We start from the raw sequence: 20,239 nt of genomic DNA, 5'->3' as shown, positions 1-20,239 counted from the left end.
ATAAGCAATCAAATGCCGAAGCTGAAGGCCTGCCCATATACCCTAATATCATTTAGAAAAATTCTTAAATACCGGAATGAAATATACATAAGCATTAGCGCGTCTAGGATAATGCCCACTTAGGAGAAACTTCCTACACATCCTTCAGTTTTCCCGCCTGTCCGTTGCAGTATGTATTGCGTATAACGGCCACCCACAGGCGCAAGCCAAACTGCCTGACAGGCCTGAGCAATGAAAAAAACATGGATTTACGGATTACTTCTGGTGCTTATGGCGCAGCAGTCGCGGGCAGAGGACACCTCCGAGAAAGACACGGGCTCCTGGTATTTGCAGACTAGCGTCTATACCAAACACTACTCCGACGACCCCGACCACAATAACAACCAGGACCTCATCGGCCTTGAGCGTGAGCAAGCGTCCGGTTGGTTGTTTGGTGGCGCAACTTTTCGCAATTCGTTCAGCCAGCGTTCATATTATGCGTATGCGGGCAAACGCTACGAGAGCGCCGACTATCCCGTGTACGTCAAACTGAGTGGTGGTTTGCTACAAGGTTACACCGGCAAGTCTGAGGACAAGATTCCCCTGAATCACTTCGGCGTCGCGCCGGTGATCATTCCTTCAGTCGGTGCACACTACGGACCGTTGGCAGCCGAGCTGGTGTTGCTCGGCTTCAATGCCGTCATGGTGACGACCGGGGTGCGCTTCTAGAACGGTTCGCCCTACGATCGCGGCGCGTACGCAAATACATCCGCACGCATTTGATGAGCGTCCATCCCGGCGTTGACCAAAGCATCCAGCGTGCCGTAGACCATGGCCGGAGAACCGCTGGCGTAGACATGCAAGGCTTTCAGATCAGGGAAGTCCTCACACACCGCCTCATGCAGCATCCCACAGCGCCCCTGCCAGCCGCATTGATCGCTGACGACTTTATGCAGGAACAGATTGGGCAGTTTCAGCCATTCATCCCAATGTTCGATGGCATAAAAATCTTCAGGACGACGCACGCCCCAATACAGATGCACCGGATGTTTGAAACCCGTCGCACGGCAATGTTCGATCAGGCTATGGATCTGGCCCATGCCGGTGCCTGCGGCAATCAGCACCAACGGACCGTCCGGCAGTTCCGCCAGATGGGTGTCGCCGAACGGCATTTCGATCCGCACCATCGGGTTGCGTTGCAACTGGTCGATCAGGCTCAGCGCACTGCTTTCGCGCGCCAGCACATGGATTTCCAGATCACGCCCGCCATGCGGTGCCGAGGCCAGGGAGAACGCGGATTTCTCGCCACTGTCGCGCTCGATCATCAAGTACTGACCGGCGTGATAACGCGGTGGCTTACCGGCCGGTGCTCGCAGACGCACACGCCAGGTATCGCCGCCGACATCCCTGCATTCAATGACCTGACACGACAAGCTGCGCACCGGCAATTCTCCCAGCGCGAGCACGCCATCCCACAGCACGATGCAGTCTTCAAGCGGCTCCGCTATGCAAGTGTAGAACTCGCCATGGTCGCGCACACCGCCTTCCTGTTCGACGCGCCCTTCCACCAGCAGTGCGGCGCACACGTGGCAATTGCCGTTTCGACAGCTTTGCGGGCATTCATAGCCCAGACGCCGCGCGCCATCGAGAATCCGCTCGCCGGGCAGAATCTGTAGCACTGCTCCGGAGGGCTGCAAGGTTACACGCATCAATCTATTCCTAACTGATTCCAGATGGCATCGATCCGCTGGGTAACGGCTTCGTCCTTGACGATCACCCGGCCCCACTCGCGAGTGGTTTCGCCCGGCCATTTATGCGTGGCATCGAGCCCCATTTTCGAACCCAGGCCGGAAACCGGCGAGGCGAAGTCCAGGTAGTCGATCGGCGTGTTGTCGATCATCACCGTGTCGCGCTTGGGGTCCATGCGCGTGGTGATGGCCCAGATCACGTCGTTCCAGTCGCGTGCGTTGATGTCGTCATCAGTGACGATAACGAACTTGGTGTACATGAACTGTCGCAAAAACGACCAGACACCGAGCATTACCCGCTTGGCATGACCCGGATACGACTTCTTCATGGTCACGATGGCCATGCGGTACGAGCAGCCTTCGGGCGGCAGGTAGAAGTCGGTGATCTCCGGGAACTGCTTCTGCAGGATCGGCACGAACACTTCGTTCAGCGCCACGCCGAGAATCGCCGGCTCATCCGGCGGACGGCCGGTGTAGGTGCTGTGGTAGATCGGTTTGATCCGGTGGGTGATGCGCTCGACGGTGAACACCGGGAAGCTGTCGACTTCGTTGTAGTAACCGGTGTGGTCGCCGTACGGGCCTTCATCGGCCATCTCGCCCGGATGGATCACGCCTTCAAGGATGATCTCGGCGGTCGCCGGGACCTGCAGGTCGTTGCCACGGCACTTCACCAGCTCGGTGCGATTGCCGCGCAGCAGGCCGGCGAAAGCGTATTCGGAGAGACTGTCCGGCACTGGCGTCACCGCGCCGAGAATGGTCGCCGGGTCAGCACCCAGCGCCACGGACACCGGGAACGGCTGGCCAGGATGCTTCTCGCACCACTCGCGGTAATCCAGCGCGCCACCACGGTGGCTCAGCCAGCGCATGATGACCTTGTTGCGGCCAATCACTTGCTGACGGTAAATGCCGAGGTTCTGGCGATCCTTGTTCGGACCTTTGGTGACGGTCAGCCCCCAAGTGATCAGCGGGCCGACGTCGCCCGGCCAGCAGGTCTGCACCGGCAGCATCGCGAGGTCGACGTCGTCGCCTTCGATGACCACTTCCTGACACACCGCGTCTTTGACGACTTTCGGTGCCATGGCGATGATCTTGCGGAAGATCGGCAGCTTGGACCACGCATCCTTCAGGCCTTTGGGCGGCTCGGGTTCCTTGAGGAACGCCAGCAGCTTGCCAATCTCGCGCAATTCGCTGACCGCTTCTGCGCCCATGCCCAGCGCCACGCGCTCAGGGGTGCCGAACAGGTTGCCGAGCACCGGGATGTCATAACCCGTAGGGTTTTCGAAAAGCAGGGCCGGACCTTTGGCACGCAGGGTGCGGTCGCAGACCTCGGTCATTTCGAGCACTGGGGACACCGGAACCTGGATGCGCTTGAGTTCGCCGCGCTTTTCCAGGCCGCTGATAAAGTCGCGCAAGTCGCGATACTGCATGCGTGAGCCTCGTGTTGGCCGTGCCGTTCGGGGGTGGCAGTTTAGCGCCGAACCCCTCTATTCAGAACCACGAACTGGCCATTGATCAAAAATCAGATAGCAAAAAGCCGGGTTTCCCCGGCTTCTGCTGGTCTATCGACTTACTTGCGTTTCATCGACAGGAAGAACTCATCGTTGGTCTTGGTCGTTTTCAGCTTGTCGACCAGGAACTCGATGGCAGCGATTTCGTCCATCGGGTGCAACAGCTTGCGAAGGATCCACATGCGTTGCAACTCGTCGTCGGCTGTCAGCAACTCTTCGCGGCGGGTGCCGGAACGGTTGATGTTGATGGCCGGGAAGACGCGTTTTTCAGCGATACGACGATCCAGCGGCAGTTCCATGTTGCCCGTGCCTTTGAATTCTTCGTAGATCACTTCGTCCATCTTCGAGCCGGTTTCAACCAGCGCGGTGGCGATGATGGTCAGCGAACCGCCTTCTTCGATGTTCCGCGCGGCGCCGAAGAAACGTTTCGGTTTCTCCAGGGCGTGGGCATCGACACCACCGGTGAGTACTTTGCCGGAGCTCGGGATCACGGTGTTGTAGGCGCGAGCCAGACGGGTGATGGAGTCGAGCAGGATCACCACGTCCTTCTTGTGTTCGACCAGGCGCTTGGCCTTCTCGATCACCATTTCGGCAACCTGCACGTGGCGGGTTGGCGGCTCGTCGAACGTCGAGGCAACCACTTCGCCGCGCACGGTGCGCTGCATTTCGGTTACTTCTTCCGGACGTTCGTCGATCAGCAATACGATCAGATGAACTTCAGGATTGTTACGTGCGATGTTGGCTGCGATGTTCTGCAGCATGATGGTTTTACCGGCTTTCGGCGGTGCAACGATCAGACCGCGCTGGCCTTTGCCGATCGGGGCGCACAGGTCGATGACACGACCGGTCAAGTCTTCGGTGGAGCCGTTGCCGGCTTCCATCTTCATGCGCACGGTCGGGAACAGCGGGGTCAGGTTCTCGAAGAGAATCTTGTTTTTCGCGTTCTCGGGACGATCGTAGTTGATCGTGTCGACCTTGAGCAGCGCGAAATAACGCTCGCCTTCCTTTGGAGGACGGATCTTGCCAACGATGGTGTCACCGGTGCGCAAGTTGAAGCGACGGATCTGACTCGGCGAGACGTAGATATCGTCTGGGCCGGCGAGATAGGAAGCGTCAGCGGAGCGAAGGAAGCCGAAGCCGTCCTGGAGAATCTCCAGCACGCCATCACCGGAGATTTCCTCGCCGCTTTTAGCGTGCTTTTTGAGCAGGGAGAAAATCACGTCCTGCTTGCGCGAACGGGCCATATTTTCTATGCCCATCTGTTCGGCCAATTCGAGCAGTTCGGTAATCGGCTTTTGCTTGAGTTCAGTCAGATTCATATAGGAATGACGTAATCATTTATGGAGGGGGGGAAATTAAGCTTTTGGCTTAATGAGGCCGCGCCGCAGAGAAGGCGACAGGATCGCGTACTTATTCGAAAAGGAGTGCGTCGGCGACGGCTAGCAGGGGGCAGTGGAGAAACCAGTGCGGGGCCGAATGTACCACCTGAGTTTCGGAGCGTCTAGCCCTCAATAACGAAAAGGCCCCGCAATGTGCGGGGCCTTTTTGATGACGCTTTAAACGACGCTTAGATGTTGGCGTCGAGGAAAGCAGCCAGTTGCGACTTCGACAGTGCGCCGACCTTGGTCGCTTCAACGTTGCCGTTCTTGAACAGCATCAGAGTCGGGATACCACGCACGCCGTGCTTGGCCGGAGTTTCCTGGTTCTCGTCGATGTTCAGTTTGGCAACGGTCAGTTTGCCTTTGTAGGTTTCAGCAATTTCGTCCAGAACAGGAGCGATCATTTTGCAAGGGCCGCACCATTCAGCCCAGTAGTCGACCAGTACAGCGCCTTCGGCCTTGAGGACGTCGACGTCGAAGCTAGCGTCGGTGACGTGTTTAATAAGATCGCTGCTCATGGAAGTCTCCAGGTTGTAAGCAAAAAAACGTGGCCCATCATAGCTGCCCTTCCCTCGTTCAGGAAGGTGCAGATGATTGAGTCTCGCTATGGTGCCGCATGAGTTTGGGTATAGACCAAGTCACGAGGTGGCGGGAGCGACGAAGGCAATTCCGGTGCGCAGGGCTGCATTGCGCACATGCTCCTGCATGGCCTTCTGCGCCGCGCCAGACGCCCGCCGGGCCAGTGCGCGGAGGATTTTGCGGTGTTCCTGCCAGGTTTCCATGGCCCGTTCCGCCCGGATGAACGGTAGTTTCTGGCTCTCTAGAAAGATGTCGGCGCTGGCCGTCAGGATGCTCAGCATCGCCTGATTGCCGCTCGCCAGCAGGATGCGCCGGTGAAACTCGAAATCCAGTCGCGCCGCGGCCTCGAAGTCGCCGGCCTTCAATTCGAGGCGCATGGCGGCGACGTTATCTTCCAGTGCATCGAGCTCGTGAGTACTCAGGGTCACCGCCGCCAAACCGGCGGCAAAACCTTCCAGGGCATAGCGCAACTGGAAGATATCGAGCGGCGAGGCCTGGGCCGCGAACGGCCAACTCAGCGCCGCATCACCTCGCGGCAAATCAACCGGTGACTGCACGAACACGCCTTTGCCCGGCTGGATGCTGATCACCCCCAATGCACTCAATGACGACAACGCTTCGCGCAGCGATGCCCGACTGACCCCTAATTGCACCGCCAAATCCCGTTGCGAGGGCAAGGCATCCCCAGGCCCGAAGCCCTGTTCGGTGATCAGTTTACGGATGGCTTGCAGCGCCACTTCAGGTACGGCGCGAGAGATCGAGTTCATGGTTTTTCAGACGAACCAGGCCAATGAGCGGTTAGTTGTAAAGCTATTCGCGACGCCCGGCAAGTCGTGCCCCATGGGGGTTCGGCGAATTTCGGCGATGCGCTATCGGGGTGCGAAACCGTGCACGACTGTTCAGACCAGTAAGACCGATAAACGCCAGTAAAACCGTGGCCTGGCGCCCCCAAAACCCGATATTGGCACGGCCCATGCTCTGTCGATCCGCAGAATTCACTTCTCGCCGATTCGGAGATTTGCCATGACCCAGCGTTACAGCGCCCTCCTCGCCGCCCTGTTTGCCAGCCTGATGCTGAGCCAGGCGCCCGCCCACGCCGACGGTCTGGAGGATGTGGTCAAGCGCGGCGTCCTCAAGGTGGCCGTGCCTCAGGACTTCCCGCCCTTCGGCTCGGTCGGCCCGGACATGAAACCGCGCGGCCTCGATATCGACACCGCCAAGCTGCTGGCCGACCAACTCAAGGTCAAACTCGAACTGACGCCGGTCAACAGCACCAACCGCATTCCGTTCCTGACCACCGGCAAGGTCGACCTGGTGATCTCCAGCCTCGGCAAGAACCCCGAGCGCGAAAAGGTTATCGATTTCTCCCGTGCCTACGCGCCGTTCTACCTCGCCGTATTCGGTCCACCAGACGCCAGCATCAAAAGCCTGGACGACCTCAAGGGCAAAACCATCAGCGTCACCCGTGGCGCCATCGAAGACATCGAGCTGACGAAAGTCGCGCCCGAAGGCGTGACCATCAAGCGTTTCGAAGACAACAACTCGACCATCGCCGCTTACCTCGCCGGGCAAGTTGACCTGATCGCCAGTGGCAACGTGGTGATGGTGACCATCAGCGAACGCAACCCGAAACGCATTCCGGCGCTGAAAGTGAAGCTCAAGGATTCGCCGGTCTACGTCGGCGTAAACAAAAACGAGCCGGCGCTGCTGGACAAGGTCAACCAGATCCTCGCCACCGCCAAGACCGACGGCGCGCTGGAGAAGAACTCCCGGACCTGGCTCAAAGAGCCGCTGCCGGCCGATCTCTGATCGTCGTTGCGACGCCGTTTAAACAAGGAGCCTGAACATGGCTTATCAGTTCGATTTCGTACCGGTGGTGCAAAACACCGACCTGCTGCTGCGCGGTGCGCTGTTCACCCTTGAACTGACGGCCATCGGCGCGGTGCTCGGAGTGGGTCTGGGCATCGTCGGGGCGCTGGTGCGGGCGTGGAACATCCGTCCGTTCGCCGGCATTTTCGGGGTCTACGTCGAGTTGATCCGCAACACGCCATTTCTGGTGCAGTTGTTTTTCATCTTCTTCGGTCTGCCGTCACTGGGCGTTCAGATTTCCGAGTGGCAGGCGGCAGTGCTGGCGATGGTGATCAACCTCGGCGCCTATTCCACCGAGATCATCCGCGCCGGCATTCAAGCCATCCCTCGAGGACAGCTTGAAGCCGCTGCGGCGCTGGCGATGACGCGCTTCGAAGCCTTTCGCCACGTGGTGCTGCTGCCGGCGCTAGGCAAGGTTTGGCCGGCATTGAGCAGCCAGATCATCATCGTGATGCTGGGTTCGGCGGTCTGCTCGCAGATCGCCACCGAAGAGCTGAGCTTCGCCGCCAACTTCATTCAGTCGCGCAACTTCCGCGCCTTTGAAACCTACGCCCTGACCACGCTGCTCTACCTGTGCATGGCGCTACTGATCCGCCAATTGCTGAACTGGATCGGCCGCCGTTTTGTCGCAAGGAGCAGCCAATGAGCGATTTCACCTTCTGGGACGTCGTACGCAACCTGCTCACCGGCCTGCAATGGACCCTGGCGCTGTCGCTGGTGGCGTTTATTGGCGGTGGACTGATCGGCTTGCTGATCATGGTCATGCGCATCTCAAAAAAATCCCTGCCGCGCAGCTTCGCCCGCACCTACATCGAACTGTTCCAGGGCACACCGCTGTTGATGCAGCTGTTTCTGGTGTTCTTCGGTGTGGCGTTGGCCGGGGTTGAGATTTCGCCGTGGATGGCCGCGGCGATTGCCCTGACGCTGTTCACCAGCGCCTACCTGGCGGAGATCTGGCGCGGTTGCGTCGAGTCGATCCCCAACGGCCAGTGGGAAGCTTCATCAAGCCTGGCGCTCAATCCTCTGGAGCAACTGCGCTACGTGATCCTGCCGCAAGCGCTGCGGATCGCCGTGGCGCCGACCGTGGGCTTCTCGGTGCAAGTGGTCAAAGGCACCGCCGTCACCTCGATCATCGGCTTCACCGAACTGACCAAGACCGGCGGCATGCTCGCCAACGCGACCTTCGAACCGTTCATGGTCTACGGCCTCGTGGCCCTTGGTTATTTCCTGCTCTGCTACCCCTTGTCCCTCAGTGCCCGCTACCTGGAAAGGAGACTGCATGCCTCTGCTTAGAATCTCGGCCCTGCATAAATATTACGGCGACCACCATGTGCTCAAAGGCATCGACCTGAGCGTCGAGGAAGGCCAGGTGGTGGCGATCATCGGCCGCAGCGGCTCGGGGAAATCCACTTTGCTGCGCACCCTCAATGGTCTGGAATCGATCAACGACGGCGTGATTGAAGTCGACGGCGACTACCTCGACGCCGCCCGTGCCGATCTGCGCAGCTTGCGACAGAAAGTCGGAATGGTGTTTCAGCAGTTCAACCTGTTTCCGCACCTGACGGTCGGCGAGAACGTGATGCTCGCGCCGCAGGTGGTGCAGAAAGTACCGAAAGCCAAAGCGACCGAACTGGCGCGGGAGATGCTGGAGCGGGTCGGGCTGGGGGAGAAATTCGATGCCTTCCCGGATCGGTTATCTGGCGGGCAGCAACAGCGGGTGGCGATTGCCCGGGCGCTGGCGATGTCGCCGAAGGTCTTGCTGTGCGATGAAATCACCTCGGCGCTGGACCCGGAATTGGTCAATGAAGTGTTGAGCGTGGTTCGGCAACTGGCCAAGGAAGGGATGACGTTGATTATGGTCACCCATGAGATGCGTTTTGCCCGGGAGGTTGGGGACAAATTGGTGTTCATGCATCAGGGCAAGGTGCATGAGGTCGGGGATCCGAAGGTGTTGTTTGCCAATCCGCAAACGGCGGAGCTGGCGAATTTCATTGGGACGGTTGAGACCGTCGGCTAACCCTTGTGGCGAGGGTGCGCTGGATCAAGGCATTGAACACTGCGCGTTGGCGGCAGCGTTTGATCGTGGCACGATGTCGAGGTTATCGACCGAGACCCCCTGACCATGCCGCAATCCCAAGCCAAGAATCTGTCCCTGATCGCCGCAATCGACCTGGGCTCCAACAGCTTTCACATGGTCGTGGCCAAGGCCCAGAACGGCGAAATCCGTATTCTCGAACGTCTCGGGGAGAAGGTTCAGCTGGCCGCCGGCATCGACGATGAGCGTCAGCTCAGTGAAGAATCCATGCAACGCGGGCTCGATTGCCTGAAGCGTTTTGCCCAACTGATCAACGGTATGCCGCCCGGCGCCGTGCGAATCGTCGGCACCAACGCCCTGCGTGAAGCCCGTAACCGTGGCGAATTTATCCGCCGCGCTGAAGAAATTCTCGGCCACCCGGTGGAAGTCATCTCCGGCCGTGAAGAAGCACGCCTGATTTACCTCGGCGTTTCCCACACCCTCGCCGACACTCCGGGCAAACGCCTGGTGGCCGACATCGGCGGCGGCAGTACCGAATTCATCATCGGCCAGCGCTTCGAGCCGCTGCTGCGCGAAAGCCTGCAAATGGGCTGCGTCAGCTACACCCAGCGCTATTTCAAGGACGGCAAGATCACCCCGGCCCGCTACGCCCAGGCGTACACCGCGGCGCGGCTGGAGATCATGAGCATCGAACACGCCCTGCATCGCCTGACCTGGGATGAAGCCATCGGCTCCTCGGGCACCATTCGCGCCATCGGCCTGGCGCTGAAGGCCGGCGGGCATGGCACGGGAGAGGTCAACGCCCAGGGTTTGGCCTGGCTCAAGCGCAAGCTGATCAAGCTCGGCGACATCGAGAAGATCGACTTCGAAGGCATCAAGCCTGACCGCCGGGCGATCTTCCCGGCGGGCCTGGCAATTCTCGAAGCGATCTTCGACGCACTCGAACTGCAACGCATGGACCACTGTGAAGGCGCCCTGCGTGAAGGCGTGCTCTATGACCTGCTAGGCCGCCATCATCACGAAGATGTCCGTGAGCGCACCCTCAGCTCGCTGATGGAGCGTTATCACGTCGACCTGGAACAAGCGGCGCGGGTTGAGCGCAAGGCGTTGCATGCGTTCGATCAAGTCGCCGAAGATTGGGATCTGGATGACGGCGTCTGGCGTGAACTGCTGGGCTGGGCCGCCAAGGTCCATGAAGTGGGCCTGGACATCGCTCACTATCAGTATCACAAGCACGGCTCCTACCTGATCGAGCATTCAGACCTGGCCGGATTCTCCCGCGAAGACCAACTGATGCTGGCGTTACTGGTGCGTGGCCACCGCCGCAATATTCCCCGGGACAGGTTTGCGGATTTTGGTGACGAGGGCATCAAGCTGATTCGCCTGTGCGTACTGCTGCGCTTTGCGATCCTGTTCCATCACATCCGCGGCACCCAGGAAATGCCCCAGGTCGTGCTGCAGGCCAATGGCGACAGCCTGGATGTGTTGTTCCCGGAAAACTGGCTGGACGAAAACCAACTGACCCAGGCCGACTTCGCCCTGGAAGCAGAGTGGCTGACCCGCGTCGGCTTTGTGCTTAACGTCCGCTAACACCGTTTCTGTGGAGAGGGGATTTATCCCCTCACCACAGGTAAGTAGCTAGAACCAAAAAGGGCGATCCATATGGATCGCCCTTTTTTTGCCCATCCGAATCTGCGTTAACGAACAGTCAGAATCGGGCTACCCAAGCGCTCCAGCAAAGTCGCCTGCGCGCTGCGCGGGTTCTGGTTGCCGGTCGGCGTGTTGCGGATGTAACGACCGTCCGCCTGCAGGCTCCAGCTGTGAGTGTTATCAGTGAGATAAAGCTCCAGCTCTTTCTTGACCCGCAAGATCAGCTTCTTGCCCTCGACCGGGAAGCAAGTCTCGACGCGCTTGTCGAGGTTGCGCTCCATCCAGTCGGCGCTGGACAGGAACATCTGCTCTTCGCCGCCATTGAGGAAGTAGAAGACCCGGGTGTGCTCCAGGAAGCGACCGATGATCGAGCGCACGTGGATGTTGTGCGAAACCCCGGCGATGCCCGGACGCAAGCAGCACATGCCACGCACCACCAGATCGATACGCACCCCGGACTGACTGGCCTTGTACAGCGCGCGGATGATCTTCGGGTCGGTCAGCGAGTTGAATTTGGCGATGATGTGCGCCGGTTTGCCGTCGAGGGCGAACTGGGTTTCGCGGGCAATCATGTCGAGCATGCCCTTCTTCAACGTGAACGGCGCGTGCAGCAGCTTTTTCATGCGCAGGGTTTTACCCATGCCGATCAGCTGGCTGAACAGTTTGCCGACGTCTTCGCACAAAGCATCGTCGGACGTCAGCAAGCTGTAGTCGGTGTACAGACGGGCGTTGGCCGCGTGGTAGTTGCCGGTACCCAAGTGGGCGTAACGGACAATCTCGCCGGCTTCGCGACGCAAGATCAGCATCATCTTGGCGTGGGTCTTGAAGCCGACCACGCCGTAAATCACCACCGCACCGGCCGCTTGCAGACGGCTGGCCAGTTGCAGGTTGGACTCTTCGTCGAACCGCGCACGCAACTCGATCACCGCAGTAACTTCCTTGCCGTTACGCGCTGCATCGACCAGCGCATCGACGATTTCCGAGTTGGCGCCGGAGCGGTACAGGGTCTGACGGACCGCCAATACATGCGGGTCCTTGGCGGCCTGGCGCAGCAGGTCGACCACCGGAGTGAAGGACTCGAACGGGTGCAGCAACAGGATGTCCTGCTTGCTGATCACGCTGAAGATGTTCTCGCTGTTCTGCAGCAGTTTCGGGATCTGCGGGGTAAACGGCGTGTATTGCAGCGCTCGCTGACTGTCCAGGCCGGTGATGCTGAACAGGCGGGTCAAGTTGACCGGACCGTTGACCTGATACAACTCGGTCTCGTGCAGGTTGAACTGCTTGAGCAAGTAGTCGGACAAGTGTTTCGGGCACGTATCGGCGACTTCCAGACGCACCGCGTCACCGTAGCGACGGGAGAACAACTCGCCGCGCAGGGCGCGGGCCAGGTCTTCTACATCTTCGGTGTCGACGGCGAGGTCGGCGTTTCGGGTCAGACGGAACTGGTAGCAGCCCTTGACCTTCATGCCCTGGAACAGGTCATCGGCGTGCGCATGGATCATCGACGACAGGAACACGTAGTTGTCGCCAGAGCCGCCCACTTCTTCCGGCAACTTGATGACGCGCGGCAGCAGACGTGGCGCCGGGATGATTGCCAGACCGGAATCGCGGCCGAAGGCGTCGATACCTTCGAGCTCGACGATGAAGTTCAGGCTCTTGTTCACCAGCAACGGGAACGGGTGCGTCGGGTCGAGGCCGATCGGGGTAATGATCGGCGCGATCTCGTCGCGGAAATAGCGGCGCACCCAGGTTTTGATCTTGGTGGTCCAGTGACGCCGGCGGATGAAGCGGACCTGATGCTTTTCCAGTTCCGGCAACAGAATGTCATTGAGGATCGCGTACTGGCGGTCGACGTGACCGTGCACCAGTTCGCTGATGCGCGCCAGGGCCTGGTGCGGTTGCAGACCATCGGCGCCAGCCTGTTCACGGGCGAAGGTGATCTGCTTCTTCAGGCCGGCCACACGAATCTCGAAGAACTCGTCCAGGTTACTGGAGAAGATCAGCAGAAACTTCAGCCGCTCCAGCAACGGGTAGGACTCATCCAGCGCCTGCTCCAGCACGCGAATGTTGAACTGCAGTTGCGAGAGCTCGCGATGGATGTACAGGCTGCTGTCATCCAGGCCGGGAATGGCAATCGCTGGCGCCGCTATTGCGGGCTCGGCCACCACCGCCGGAGCAACAGGCTCCAGTTCCGGCGGGGTTTCAGCGATTTGCTCCACCACAGGTTGAGCGTCTTTTACGGCAACTTCAGTGAGCACTTCGGTATTCATCGAATGTTCCTGGGAGGGCTATTTTTGCTCTCGTAACAATTGAGCAGCACGGACGGCAAAGTAAGTCAGGATGCCATCAGCGCCTGCACGTTTAAAAGCGGTCAGGGATTCGAGGATAACCCCTTCGCTCAACCAGCCATTCTGGATCGCCGCCATGTGCATGGCATATTCACCGCTGACCTGATAAACAAAGGTCGGCACTTTAAATTCTTCTTTGACCCGGTAGAGGATGTCCAGATACGGCATGCCTGGCTTGACCATGACCATGTCCGCGCCTTCTGACAAGTCCGCCGCTACTTCATGCAGGGCTTCATTGCTGTTGGCCGGGTCCATCTGATACGAGGCCTTGTTGGCCTTGCCCAGGTTCAGCGCCGAACCGACCGCATCGCGGAACGGGCCGTAATAGGCGCTGGCGTACTTCGCCGAGTAGGCCATGATCCGCACGTTGACGTGATCGGCCAGTTCCAGTGCTTCGCGGATTGCCTGGATGCGACCGTCCATCATGTCCGACGGCGCTACCACCTGAGCACCGGCTTCGGCGTGGGACAGCGCCTGCTTGACCAGTGCGTCGACGGTGATGTCGTTCTGCACGTAGCCTTCTTCGTCGAGGATACCGTCCTGGCCATGAGTGGTGAACGGGTCCAGGGCGACATCGGTGATTACGCCCAGCTCAGGGAACTGCGCACGCAACGCGCGGGTGGCGCGCTGGGCAATCCCGTTCGGGTTCCAGGCTTCGGCGGCATCCAGAGACTTGAGCTCCGGCGGCGTCACCGGGAACAACGCCAATGCCGGAATCCCCAGCTCGACCCACTTGGCCGCTTCTTCAAGCAACAGATCGATGGTCAGGCGCTCGACGCCTGGCATCGACGCCACCGCTTCGCGACGGTTTTCACCGTCCAGCACGAACACCGGCAGGATCAGATCGTCGACGGTCAGAACGTTTTCACGGACCAGTCGACGCGAGAAATCATCACGACGATTGCGACGCAGGCGGGTTGCTGGAAACAAACGGTTGGCGGGGGTAAAGCTCACGGCAGACTCCTGAGCCCGCGCTGGCGGGCGAGCGTGACAGTTATAAGCGGCCATTATGACGAACGTATTACAGTTGTGCGCACCCCTGTGACAGGTAGTCGCATTCCATTGTCGTTGTAGGAAATGTTCACGTCGAGACACATTTGGACACTTTCATGAATGTTCCCGAAGGGTTAGGCTGCGCGTTCATTTCGCCAGCATCCAGACAATGCTCCAACAATTTCTTCAGGAATTCGGCTACTTCGCCCTCTTTCTCGGCACGTTTTTCGAAGGCGAAACCATTCTGGTGCTCGCAGGCTTCCTCGCGTTCCGCGGATACATGGACCTCAAAGTGGTTATGATCGTGGCGTTCCTCGGCAGTTATGCCGGTGATCAGCTGTGGTATTTCCTGGGGCGCAAGCACGGCCGCAAGTTGCTGGCGCGCAAACCGCGCTGGCAATTGATGGGTGACAGGGCGCTGGAACACATCCGCAGGCACCCGGACATCTGGGTACTGAGCTTCCGCTTTGTCTATGGCCTGCGCACGGTGATGCCAGTGGCGATCGGCCTGTCGGGCTATCCGCCGGGACGTTATCTGCTGCTCAACGGGATTGGTGCCGCGATCTGGGCCGCCGCGCTGGCTGCTGCCGCGTATCACTTCGGTGCAGTGCTCGAAGGCATGCTGGGCAGCGTCAAGAAGTACGAACTGTGGGTGCTTGGTGCCCTGCTGATACTGGGCTTTTGCCTGTGGTTACGCCGACGCCTCAAGAACGCCCGTCTGGCGAAGAAGATCTACGCCGACGAGCAGGCCTTGAAAGCGGAACAAGCCAAAACCAACGAACCTACGACGCCAGTCGAGTGAAACGGTTTCTGCAACAGTAGAGACCGATACCACTGAGCAGGCTGTAACTCAGCAGGCCGACCCAGCCCACTGCGCTGGCCGGCCACAGCCCGACGACCGGCGCCAGCCACACCAGCGGCACATTCGACGCCAGGCGCAGCAGCTCCAGCTTCAGCGCCCACGGGCGATTCTCCAGGACCACGCCCAACGTAAACAAACCCAGCGCCACGGCACTCCAGCCGAGCACCAGCGCGGCGGTTGGCAAACTTTGCTCCAGGTTCATCAAGTAGCTGCCCAGCGCGATGTAGACGCAGAACTGCAATACGACGTAAAGCTGCTGACGCCCGTCCAGCGGCACCTCGAATTTACGGAACTGACTCAGGTCGGACTTGTTCATCGGGTATTTGGCGGCCACATCCGCCGGCCGCCAACCGGTGCGCATGAACCAGATGCGCAGCTTGTCCCATTTGCTTTGCGCACGCCGCGCGTCATCCCACAGCTGCGCGTAGAACTGCACGTTCGCCCACAACGGATTCCAGCTCGCCAGCGGCGTGGTGACGCCGAAAATCACCGGTTCGTTGTCGTCCTCTTCCTGGAACGAGCCAAATAGACGGTCCCAAATAATGAACACCCCGCCGTAGTTGCGATCCATGTAGAGAGCGTTCTGTGCATGGTGGGCCCGATGATTGGACGGCGTGACAAAGAACCACTCGAACCAGCCGAGCTTTGGAATGTGTTTGGTATGCACCCAGAATTGGTACAGCAAGTTCAGCGAGGCGACGCTGATGAACACCAGCAGCGGCACGCCGAGCACAGCCATCGGCAGGTAGAAGATCCAGCTCAGCAGGAAGCCGGTACTGGTCTGGCGCAGAGCCGTGGACAGGTTGTAGTCCTCGCTCTGGTGATGCACCGAATGCGCCGCCCAGAGGATGTTGCGTTCGTGGCCCATGCGATGCAGCCAGTAGTAGCAGAAGTCGTAGAGGACAAAGGCAAAGATCCAGACCCAAACGCTGTCTGCCGAGAGCTGGAACAGCGCCAGATGCTTGAGGGCAAACGCATACGTCACCAGGCCGACGCCTTTGGTCAACAGGCCGGTGGTGGTCGACAGCACGCCGGTGCTCATGCTGTTGATCGCGTCCGCCACGCGATAATTGCTCACTCCGCGCCAACGGTCAGCCAGCAGTTCGACGGCTATCAGCACAAAGAAAAACGGCACCGCATACAGAATGAAGTCCATGACGCGCCCTGATCGGAATCTTGAGGACAGATCCTAGGTGTAGCCGCGAATTAACCCTATGGCAACGAGTGACAAATTAGTGGACATTTAACGCCATGAATCTGGAGAAAAGCCCATGAGCAAAAAAATTGCAGTGATCCTATCCGGCTGTGGCGTGTACGACGGCGCCGAGATCCACGAAAGCGTGATCACCCTGCTGCGTCTGGACCAGCGGGGGGCTCAGGTGCAGTGTTTCGCACCGAACATCGCGCAGCTGCACGTGATCAATCACCTGACCGGCGAAGAAATGCCCGAGTCACGCAATGTACTGGTGGAGTCGGCGCGGATCGCCCGGGGCAATATCAAGGATATCCGCGAAGCGGACGTGGAAGACTTCGATGCGCTGATCGTGCCTGGTGGTTTCGGGGCGGCCAAGAACCTGTCGAACTTCGCCGTCGAAGGCGCCGGCTGCACCGTGCAACCGGAAGTCCTGGCGCTGGCTGAAGCCTTTGCCGAGGCCGGCAAACCGGTCGGGCTGATCTGCATCTCGCCGGCGCTCGCGGCGAAGATTTATGGACCGGGCGTGACCTGCACCATCGGCAACGACGCCGATACTGCCGCCGCCATGAACAAGATGGGCGCTACACACGCAGACTGCGCGGTCACTGACATCGTTGAAGACAAAGCACGCAAACTGGTCAGCACCCCGGCATACATGCTGGCGCAATCGATCAGCGAAGCGGCGTCAGGCATCAACAAACTGGTCGACCGGGTACTCGAACTGACCCACGAAAACGACGCCTGACATTGTTCGATGAAGGGCTTTTGTGGCGAGGGAGCAAGCTCCCTCGCCACAAGAACAGGGTTTGTTCAGGCTTTACGGGAAAGTCGCGTGAGGATCCGGTCCAGCGCATTGGCAAACGCCTGCTTCTCACGCTCGCCAAATGGCGCTGGCCCGCCACTCATCTGCCCCTGTTCACGCAAATCGGTGAACAGGTTACGCACCGCCAACCGATCGCCCATGTTCTGCGCATCGAACTCTTTGCCCCGTGGATCCAGCGCCGCAACGCCCTTTTTCACCAGACGGTCGGCCAGCGGCACATCGCTGCAGATCACCAACTCGCCGGGGACCGCGTATTCCACCAGATAGTCGTCTGCGGCATCCGGACCGCTTGGCACCACGATCAGCTTCACCAGGGCCAAACCCGGTTTGATCTGCGGCTGCCCGGCCACCAACACCACTTCGAACTGGCGCTTGAGGGCGAACTTCACCACCAGATCCTTGGCCGCCCGGGGGCAGGCGTCGGCATCGATCCACACACGCATGTTTTTCTTCCTCTTAAAAGCTTCGCGGGCAAGCCACGCTCCCACAAGGTTAACGCTAAACCTGTGGGAGCGTGGCTTGCCCGCGATTGTGAGCGCAGCGAATGCTGTTTAAGAAACCTGCACCCGCCGCTTCTCAGCCAGCCGACTACGGCTATACAGCACGATGATCGCAATGATCGCCACCGCCTGAGCACTCAGCGAATACGCATCAGCGTGGATCCCCAGCCAGTCGAAGTCAAAGAACGGCACCGGCCGAGTGCCGAAAATCCCGGCTTCCTGCAACGCCTTCACGCCATGCCCGGCAAACACCACCGACAACGCGCACAGCAGGCCGGCGTTGATACTGAAGAACAGTGACAGCGGCAGCTTCGCCGAACCGCGCAGAATCACCCACGCCAGCCCCACCAACAACACCAACGCCGTCCCACCACCCGCCAACACCGCGTTATGACCCGCCGGACCTGCCTGCAGCCACAGGGTCTCGTAGAACAGAATCACTTCAAACAGCTCGCGATACACCGAGAAGAACGCCAGCGTCGCAAACCCGAAACGCCCACCGCCGCCCACCAGGCTGCTCTTGATGTAATCCTTCCAGGCCGCCGCGTGACGACGGTCGTGCATCCACACGCCGAGCCAAAGCACCATGACAGCGGCGAACAACGCCGTCGCACCTTCCAGCAATTCACGTTGCGAGCCGCTGACATCGATCACATACGCCGCCAACGCCCAAGTCCCGAGACCGGCCAGCAGCGCCAGCCCCCAGCCGACGTTGACGCTGCGCACCGCCGATTGCTGGCCGGTATTGCGCAGGAACGCGAGGATCGCCGCCAGCACCAAAATCGCTTCCAGGCCTTCGCGTAACAGAATCAACAAACCGGAGATGTAGCTCAGGGACCAGCTCAAACCATCGCTGCCCAGCAGGCCGGCGGATTCCTTCAACTTGGCCTTGGCCGTATCCAGGCGCTGTTGGGCCTGGGCCACCGGCAAACCGTCCTGCAACGACTGACGGTAAGCCATCAGCGATTTTTCAGTGTCTTTGCGCACGTTGGTGTCGACGTTATCCAGAGAACTTTCGACCAGTTCGAAGCCCTCCAGATATGCCGCCACCGACAGGTCATAGGCCTGATCGTGATCGCCGGCACGGTAGGCCGCGATGCTCTTGTCCAGCGTTGCGGCGGTGTAATCGAGCAACTGCGCCGGGCCACGCTTGACCTGTGGCGGTTGCGCCCGCTGCGAACGGAAGGTCGCCGCCGCTTGCGGCCCCTCGGCAACCTGCACTTCTGCGGGAGTCTGACGGGCCAGGTCGGCGATGTTGTAGGCCTTTTCGGATTTTGCAGCAGCCGGATCTGCGCTGAAGCTGGCGATGTAGGTCGCCAGGTCCCAACGCTGTCGATCATCCAGCTGATCGGCGAAGGCCGGCATATCGGTGCCTTCGACACCGAGGCCCAAAGTGCTGTAGATCGCATAGAGGCTCAGGTGATCCAGCCGCGCAGCATCACGCAGATTGGACGGTGGCGGTGTCAGACCGACACCCGCCGGGCCATCCCCGGCACCCACGTCGCCGTGGCACACCGAACAGTGCTGAGCGTACAACGGCGCACCACGGGTCGGATCCGGCGTAATGATCGGCGCCTGGCTGACTTCATAGGTCACCGCCAACTTGGCGCCGAGTTGCCGTGCCTGACGACCGACGTCCGCGCCGTCCTGACGCGCAGTGATCGCGTTGCGCAGCGTGCTGACGCCCTGCTCCAGCCCGGCTTTTTCCGGTTTGGCCGGCATCGCAGCGATCAAGCCTTGCAGCGCCTTGATGGATGCCAGCTGCTCTTGGTACTCGGATTCATTAATGACCTTGCCCGCCTGCACCGTTTCCGGGTAATCCGCACCGATGTAATCGAGCAAATGCAGCGCTTGCGGCGCGCCTTCCACGGTGTCGGCCAGCAGGTTGAAACTGCACAAGGCAAACAACGGCAACATCAGCCAGGCCAGGAATCGGGACGGGGCAGTCATGGAATGAATCTCAATTGGAAATAAGAAGTAACACATTGTTCACTTCCAATGACTTTCACTCAAGCGTTGTTCGCAAGTACCGCCGTTTTTGCACGGGTTTGGGCCATGAAAAAGGCGACCTCGAGGGTCGCCTTTTTTGTGCTTGGCGGTTTTACACCACCGCTTTGCGAAGGGTCGCCATGAACGCCGCCGCACCGATGAACAGCCCGGCAAAGGTACGGTTCATGCGTCTTTGCTGCTTCGGCGTGCGCAACATGCGCAACACCTTGGAAGCCAGTCCGGTGTAACCGGCCATGACGATCAGGTCGACGCAGATCATGGTCACACCGAGGATCAGGTACTGCGCCACCAGTGGTGCATGCGGATCAATGAATTGCGGCAGCACCGCGAGCATGAACACCAACGCCTTGGGGTTGCTGACGTTCACCAGGAAACCCCGGAACACCAGCGCCATCGGCTTGCCGATTTGCCGGACGGCCGCGTCGTCGCTCATGTCATTGGGCAATGCGCGCCATTGCTTGACCGCCAGGTAAACCAGATAGGCCACGCCAAACCATTTGATCGCGTAGAAAGCGCTGGCCGACGCCGCGAGGATTGCGCCAACACCGGCGGCGACAATCGCAATCTGTAGCGCCAGGCCCAATTGCAGGCCCAGGGCGTTCCAATAACCGCGCCAGAAACCGTATCGCAGACCGCTGGACATCGACGCAATGGCGCCGGCACCGGGAGACAGACTGATCACCCAGCAGGCGGCAAAAAACGCCAGCCATGTTTGAAGCACCATCGCACACCTCGATTCAGACTCGTGACAGACGTCTAAG

At 59.8% G+C, this 20,239-nt stretch carries 19 protein-coding genes; 8 read left to right on the top strand and 11 right to left on the bottom strand.

The window, feature by feature from the left end:
* The first annotated feature begins 231 nt into the window (after positions 1 to 231).
* Positions 232 to 708 carry a sn-glycerol-3-phosphate transporter gene (locus QF010_RS13395; RefSeq protein WP_429533273.1) on the top strand — a complete coding sequence of 159 codons (477 nt, stop codon included), beginning with the start codon at positions 232 to 234 and terminating at the stop codon, positions 706 to 708.
* Positions 709 to 719: 11 nt separating this feature from the next.
* Here QF010_RS13395 and QF010_RS13390 read toward each other — a convergent pair whose 3' ends face one another.
* The 5 genes from QF010_RS13390 to QF010_RS13370 form a co-directional block, all read right to left on the bottom strand.
* Complete coding sequence (locus QF010_RS13390) at positions 720 to 1,688, bottom strand: CDP-6-deoxy-delta-3,4-glucoseen reductase (RefSeq protein WP_429533272.1); 969 nt, start codon at positions 1,686 to 1,688, stop codon at positions 720 to 722.
* A complete protein-coding gene (gene ubiD, locus QF010_RS13385; RefSeq protein WP_007899385.1) occupies positions 1,688 to 3,154 on the bottom strand; it encodes a 4-hydroxy-3-polyprenylbenzoate decarboxylase in 1,467 nt (488 codons plus the stop codon). The genes QF010_RS13390 and ubiD overlap by 1 nt, the downstream gene beginning before the upstream one ends.
* A gap of 140 nt (positions 3,155 to 3,294) precedes the next feature.
* Entirely contained in the window at positions 3,295 to 4,554 is a 1,260-nt protein-coding gene (rho, locus tag QF010_RS13380) for a transcription termination factor Rho (protein ID WP_007942421.1), read from the bottom strand.
* A gap of 248 nt (positions 4,555 to 4,802) precedes the next feature.
* A complete protein-coding gene (gene trxA / locus QF010_RS13375) occupies positions 4,803 to 5,132 on the bottom strand; it encodes a thioredoxin TrxA (RefSeq protein ID WP_008150340.1) in 330 nt (109 codons plus the stop codon).
* 120 nt (positions 5,133 to 5,252) lie between these two features.
* Entirely contained in the window at positions 5,253 to 5,960 is a 708-nt protein-coding gene (locus QF010_RS13370) for a FadR/GntR family transcriptional regulator (protein WP_429511625.1), read from the bottom strand.
* A gap of 256 nt (positions 5,961 to 6,216) precedes the next feature.
* Here QF010_RS13370 and QF010_RS13365 point away from each other — a divergent pair, with 256 nt between their 5' ends.
* The 5 genes from QF010_RS13365 to ppx all read left to right on the top strand — a co-directional run bounded on the left by QF010_RS13365 (position 6,217) and on the right by ppx (position 10,687).
* The gene (locus QF010_RS13365) at positions 6,217 to 7,002 is read left to right on the top strand and encodes a transporter substrate-binding domain-containing protein (RefSeq protein WP_033060641.1); all 786 of its coding nucleotides are present in this window, start codon (positions 6,217 to 6,219) and stop codon (positions 7,000 to 7,002) included.
* Between the two features lie 37 nt (positions 7,003 to 7,039).
* Entirely contained in the window at positions 7,040 to 7,708 is a 669-nt protein-coding gene (locus QF010_RS13360) for an amino acid ABC transporter permease (protein WP_033060643.1), read from the top strand.
* Positions 7,705 to 8,355 (top strand): amino acid ABC transporter permease, encoded by a 651-nt coding sequence (locus tag QF010_RS13355; RefSeq protein WP_033060645.1) that lies wholly within the window; start codon positions 7,705 to 7,707, stop codon positions 8,353 to 8,355. Before QF010_RS13360 ends, QF010_RS13355 begins: the two co-directional genes overlap by 4 nt.
* Complete coding sequence (locus QF010_RS13350; protein ID WP_429511623.1) at positions 8,342 to 9,079, top strand: amino acid ABC transporter ATP-binding protein; 738 nt, start codon at positions 8,342 to 8,344, stop codon at positions 9,077 to 9,079. Before QF010_RS13355 ends, QF010_RS13350 begins: the two co-directional genes overlap by 14 nt.
* Positions 9,080 to 9,184: 105 nt before the next feature.
* Positions 9,185 to 10,687, top strand: coding sequence for an exopolyphosphatase (gene ppx / locus QF010_RS13345; RefSeq protein WP_033060648.1), 1,503 nt, complete (start codon positions 9,185 to 9,187; stop codon positions 10,685 to 10,687).
* Between the two features lie 107 nt (positions 10,688 to 10,794).
* Here ppx and ppk1 read toward each other — a convergent pair whose 3' ends face one another.
* Positions 10,795 to 13,017, bottom strand: coding sequence for a polyphosphate kinase 1 (ppk1, locus tag QF010_RS13340; protein ID WP_033060650.1), 2,223 nt, complete (start codon positions 13,015 to 13,017; stop codon positions 10,795 to 10,797).
* Between the two features lie 18 nt (positions 13,018 to 13,035).
* Entirely contained in the window at positions 13,036 to 14,049 is a 1,014-nt protein-coding gene (gene hemB / locus QF010_RS13335) for a porphobilinogen synthase (RefSeq protein ID WP_008150323.1), read from the bottom strand.
* 208 nt (positions 14,050 to 14,257) lie between these two features.
* On the opposite strand from hemB, the gene QF010_RS13330 reads away from it, so the two are divergent.
* Complete coding sequence (locus tag QF010_RS13330; protein WP_008150321.1) at positions 14,258 to 14,890, top strand: DedA family protein; 633 nt, start codon at positions 14,258 to 14,260, stop codon at positions 14,888 to 14,890.
* Here the strand turns inward: QF010_RS13330 and QF010_RS13325 are convergent.
* Positions 14,871 to 16,106: a sterol desaturase family protein gene (locus QF010_RS13325; RefSeq protein ID WP_429533271.1), complete on the bottom strand. Its 1,236-nt coding sequence runs from the start codon at positions 16,104 to 16,106 to the stop codon at positions 14,871 to 14,873. The two genes, QF010_RS13330 and QF010_RS13325, sit on opposite strands and share 20 nt — an antisense overlap.
* Before the next feature lie 115 nt (positions 16,107 to 16,221).
* On the opposite strand from QF010_RS13325, the gene elbB reads away from it, so the two are divergent.
* Positions 16,222 to 16,890, top strand: coding sequence for an isoprenoid biosynthesis glyoxalase ElbB (gene elbB, locus QF010_RS13320; RefSeq protein WP_033060653.1), 669 nt, complete (start codon positions 16,222 to 16,224; stop codon positions 16,888 to 16,890).
* A gap of 65 nt (positions 16,891 to 16,955) precedes the next feature.
* Here elbB and QF010_RS13315 read toward each other — a convergent pair whose 3' ends face one another.
* From QF010_RS13315 to QF010_RS13305, 3 genes are all read right to left on the bottom strand, one after another.
* Positions 16,956 to 17,411, bottom strand: a complete 456-nt coding sequence (locus QF010_RS13315; protein WP_033060654.1) for a YaiI/YqxD family protein — start codon at positions 17,409 to 17,411, stop codon at positions 16,956 to 16,958.
* Positions 17,412 to 17,519: 108 nt separating this feature from the next.
* The gene (locus tag QF010_RS13310) at positions 17,520 to 19,418 is read right to left on the bottom strand and encodes a cytochrome c/FTR1 family iron permease (protein WP_033060655.1); all 1,899 of its coding nucleotides are present in this window, start codon (positions 19,416 to 19,418) and stop codon (positions 17,520 to 17,522) included.
* Positions 19,419 to 19,569: 151 nt separating this feature from the next.
* Entirely contained in the window at positions 19,570 to 20,202 is a 633-nt protein-coding gene (locus QF010_RS13305; RefSeq protein ID WP_033060657.1) for a LysE family transporter, read from the bottom strand.
* Positions 20,203 to 20,239: the final 37 nt, after the last annotated feature.

The organism is Pseudomonas silensiensis (assembly GCF_050434865.1).
In the GTDB taxonomy this organism is placed as follows: domain Bacteria; phylum Pseudomonadota; class Gammaproteobacteria; order Pseudomonadales; family Pseudomonadaceae; genus Aquipseudomonas; species Aquipseudomonas fluorescens_W.
This window is presented reverse-complemented; position numbering and strand designations above follow the sequence as displayed.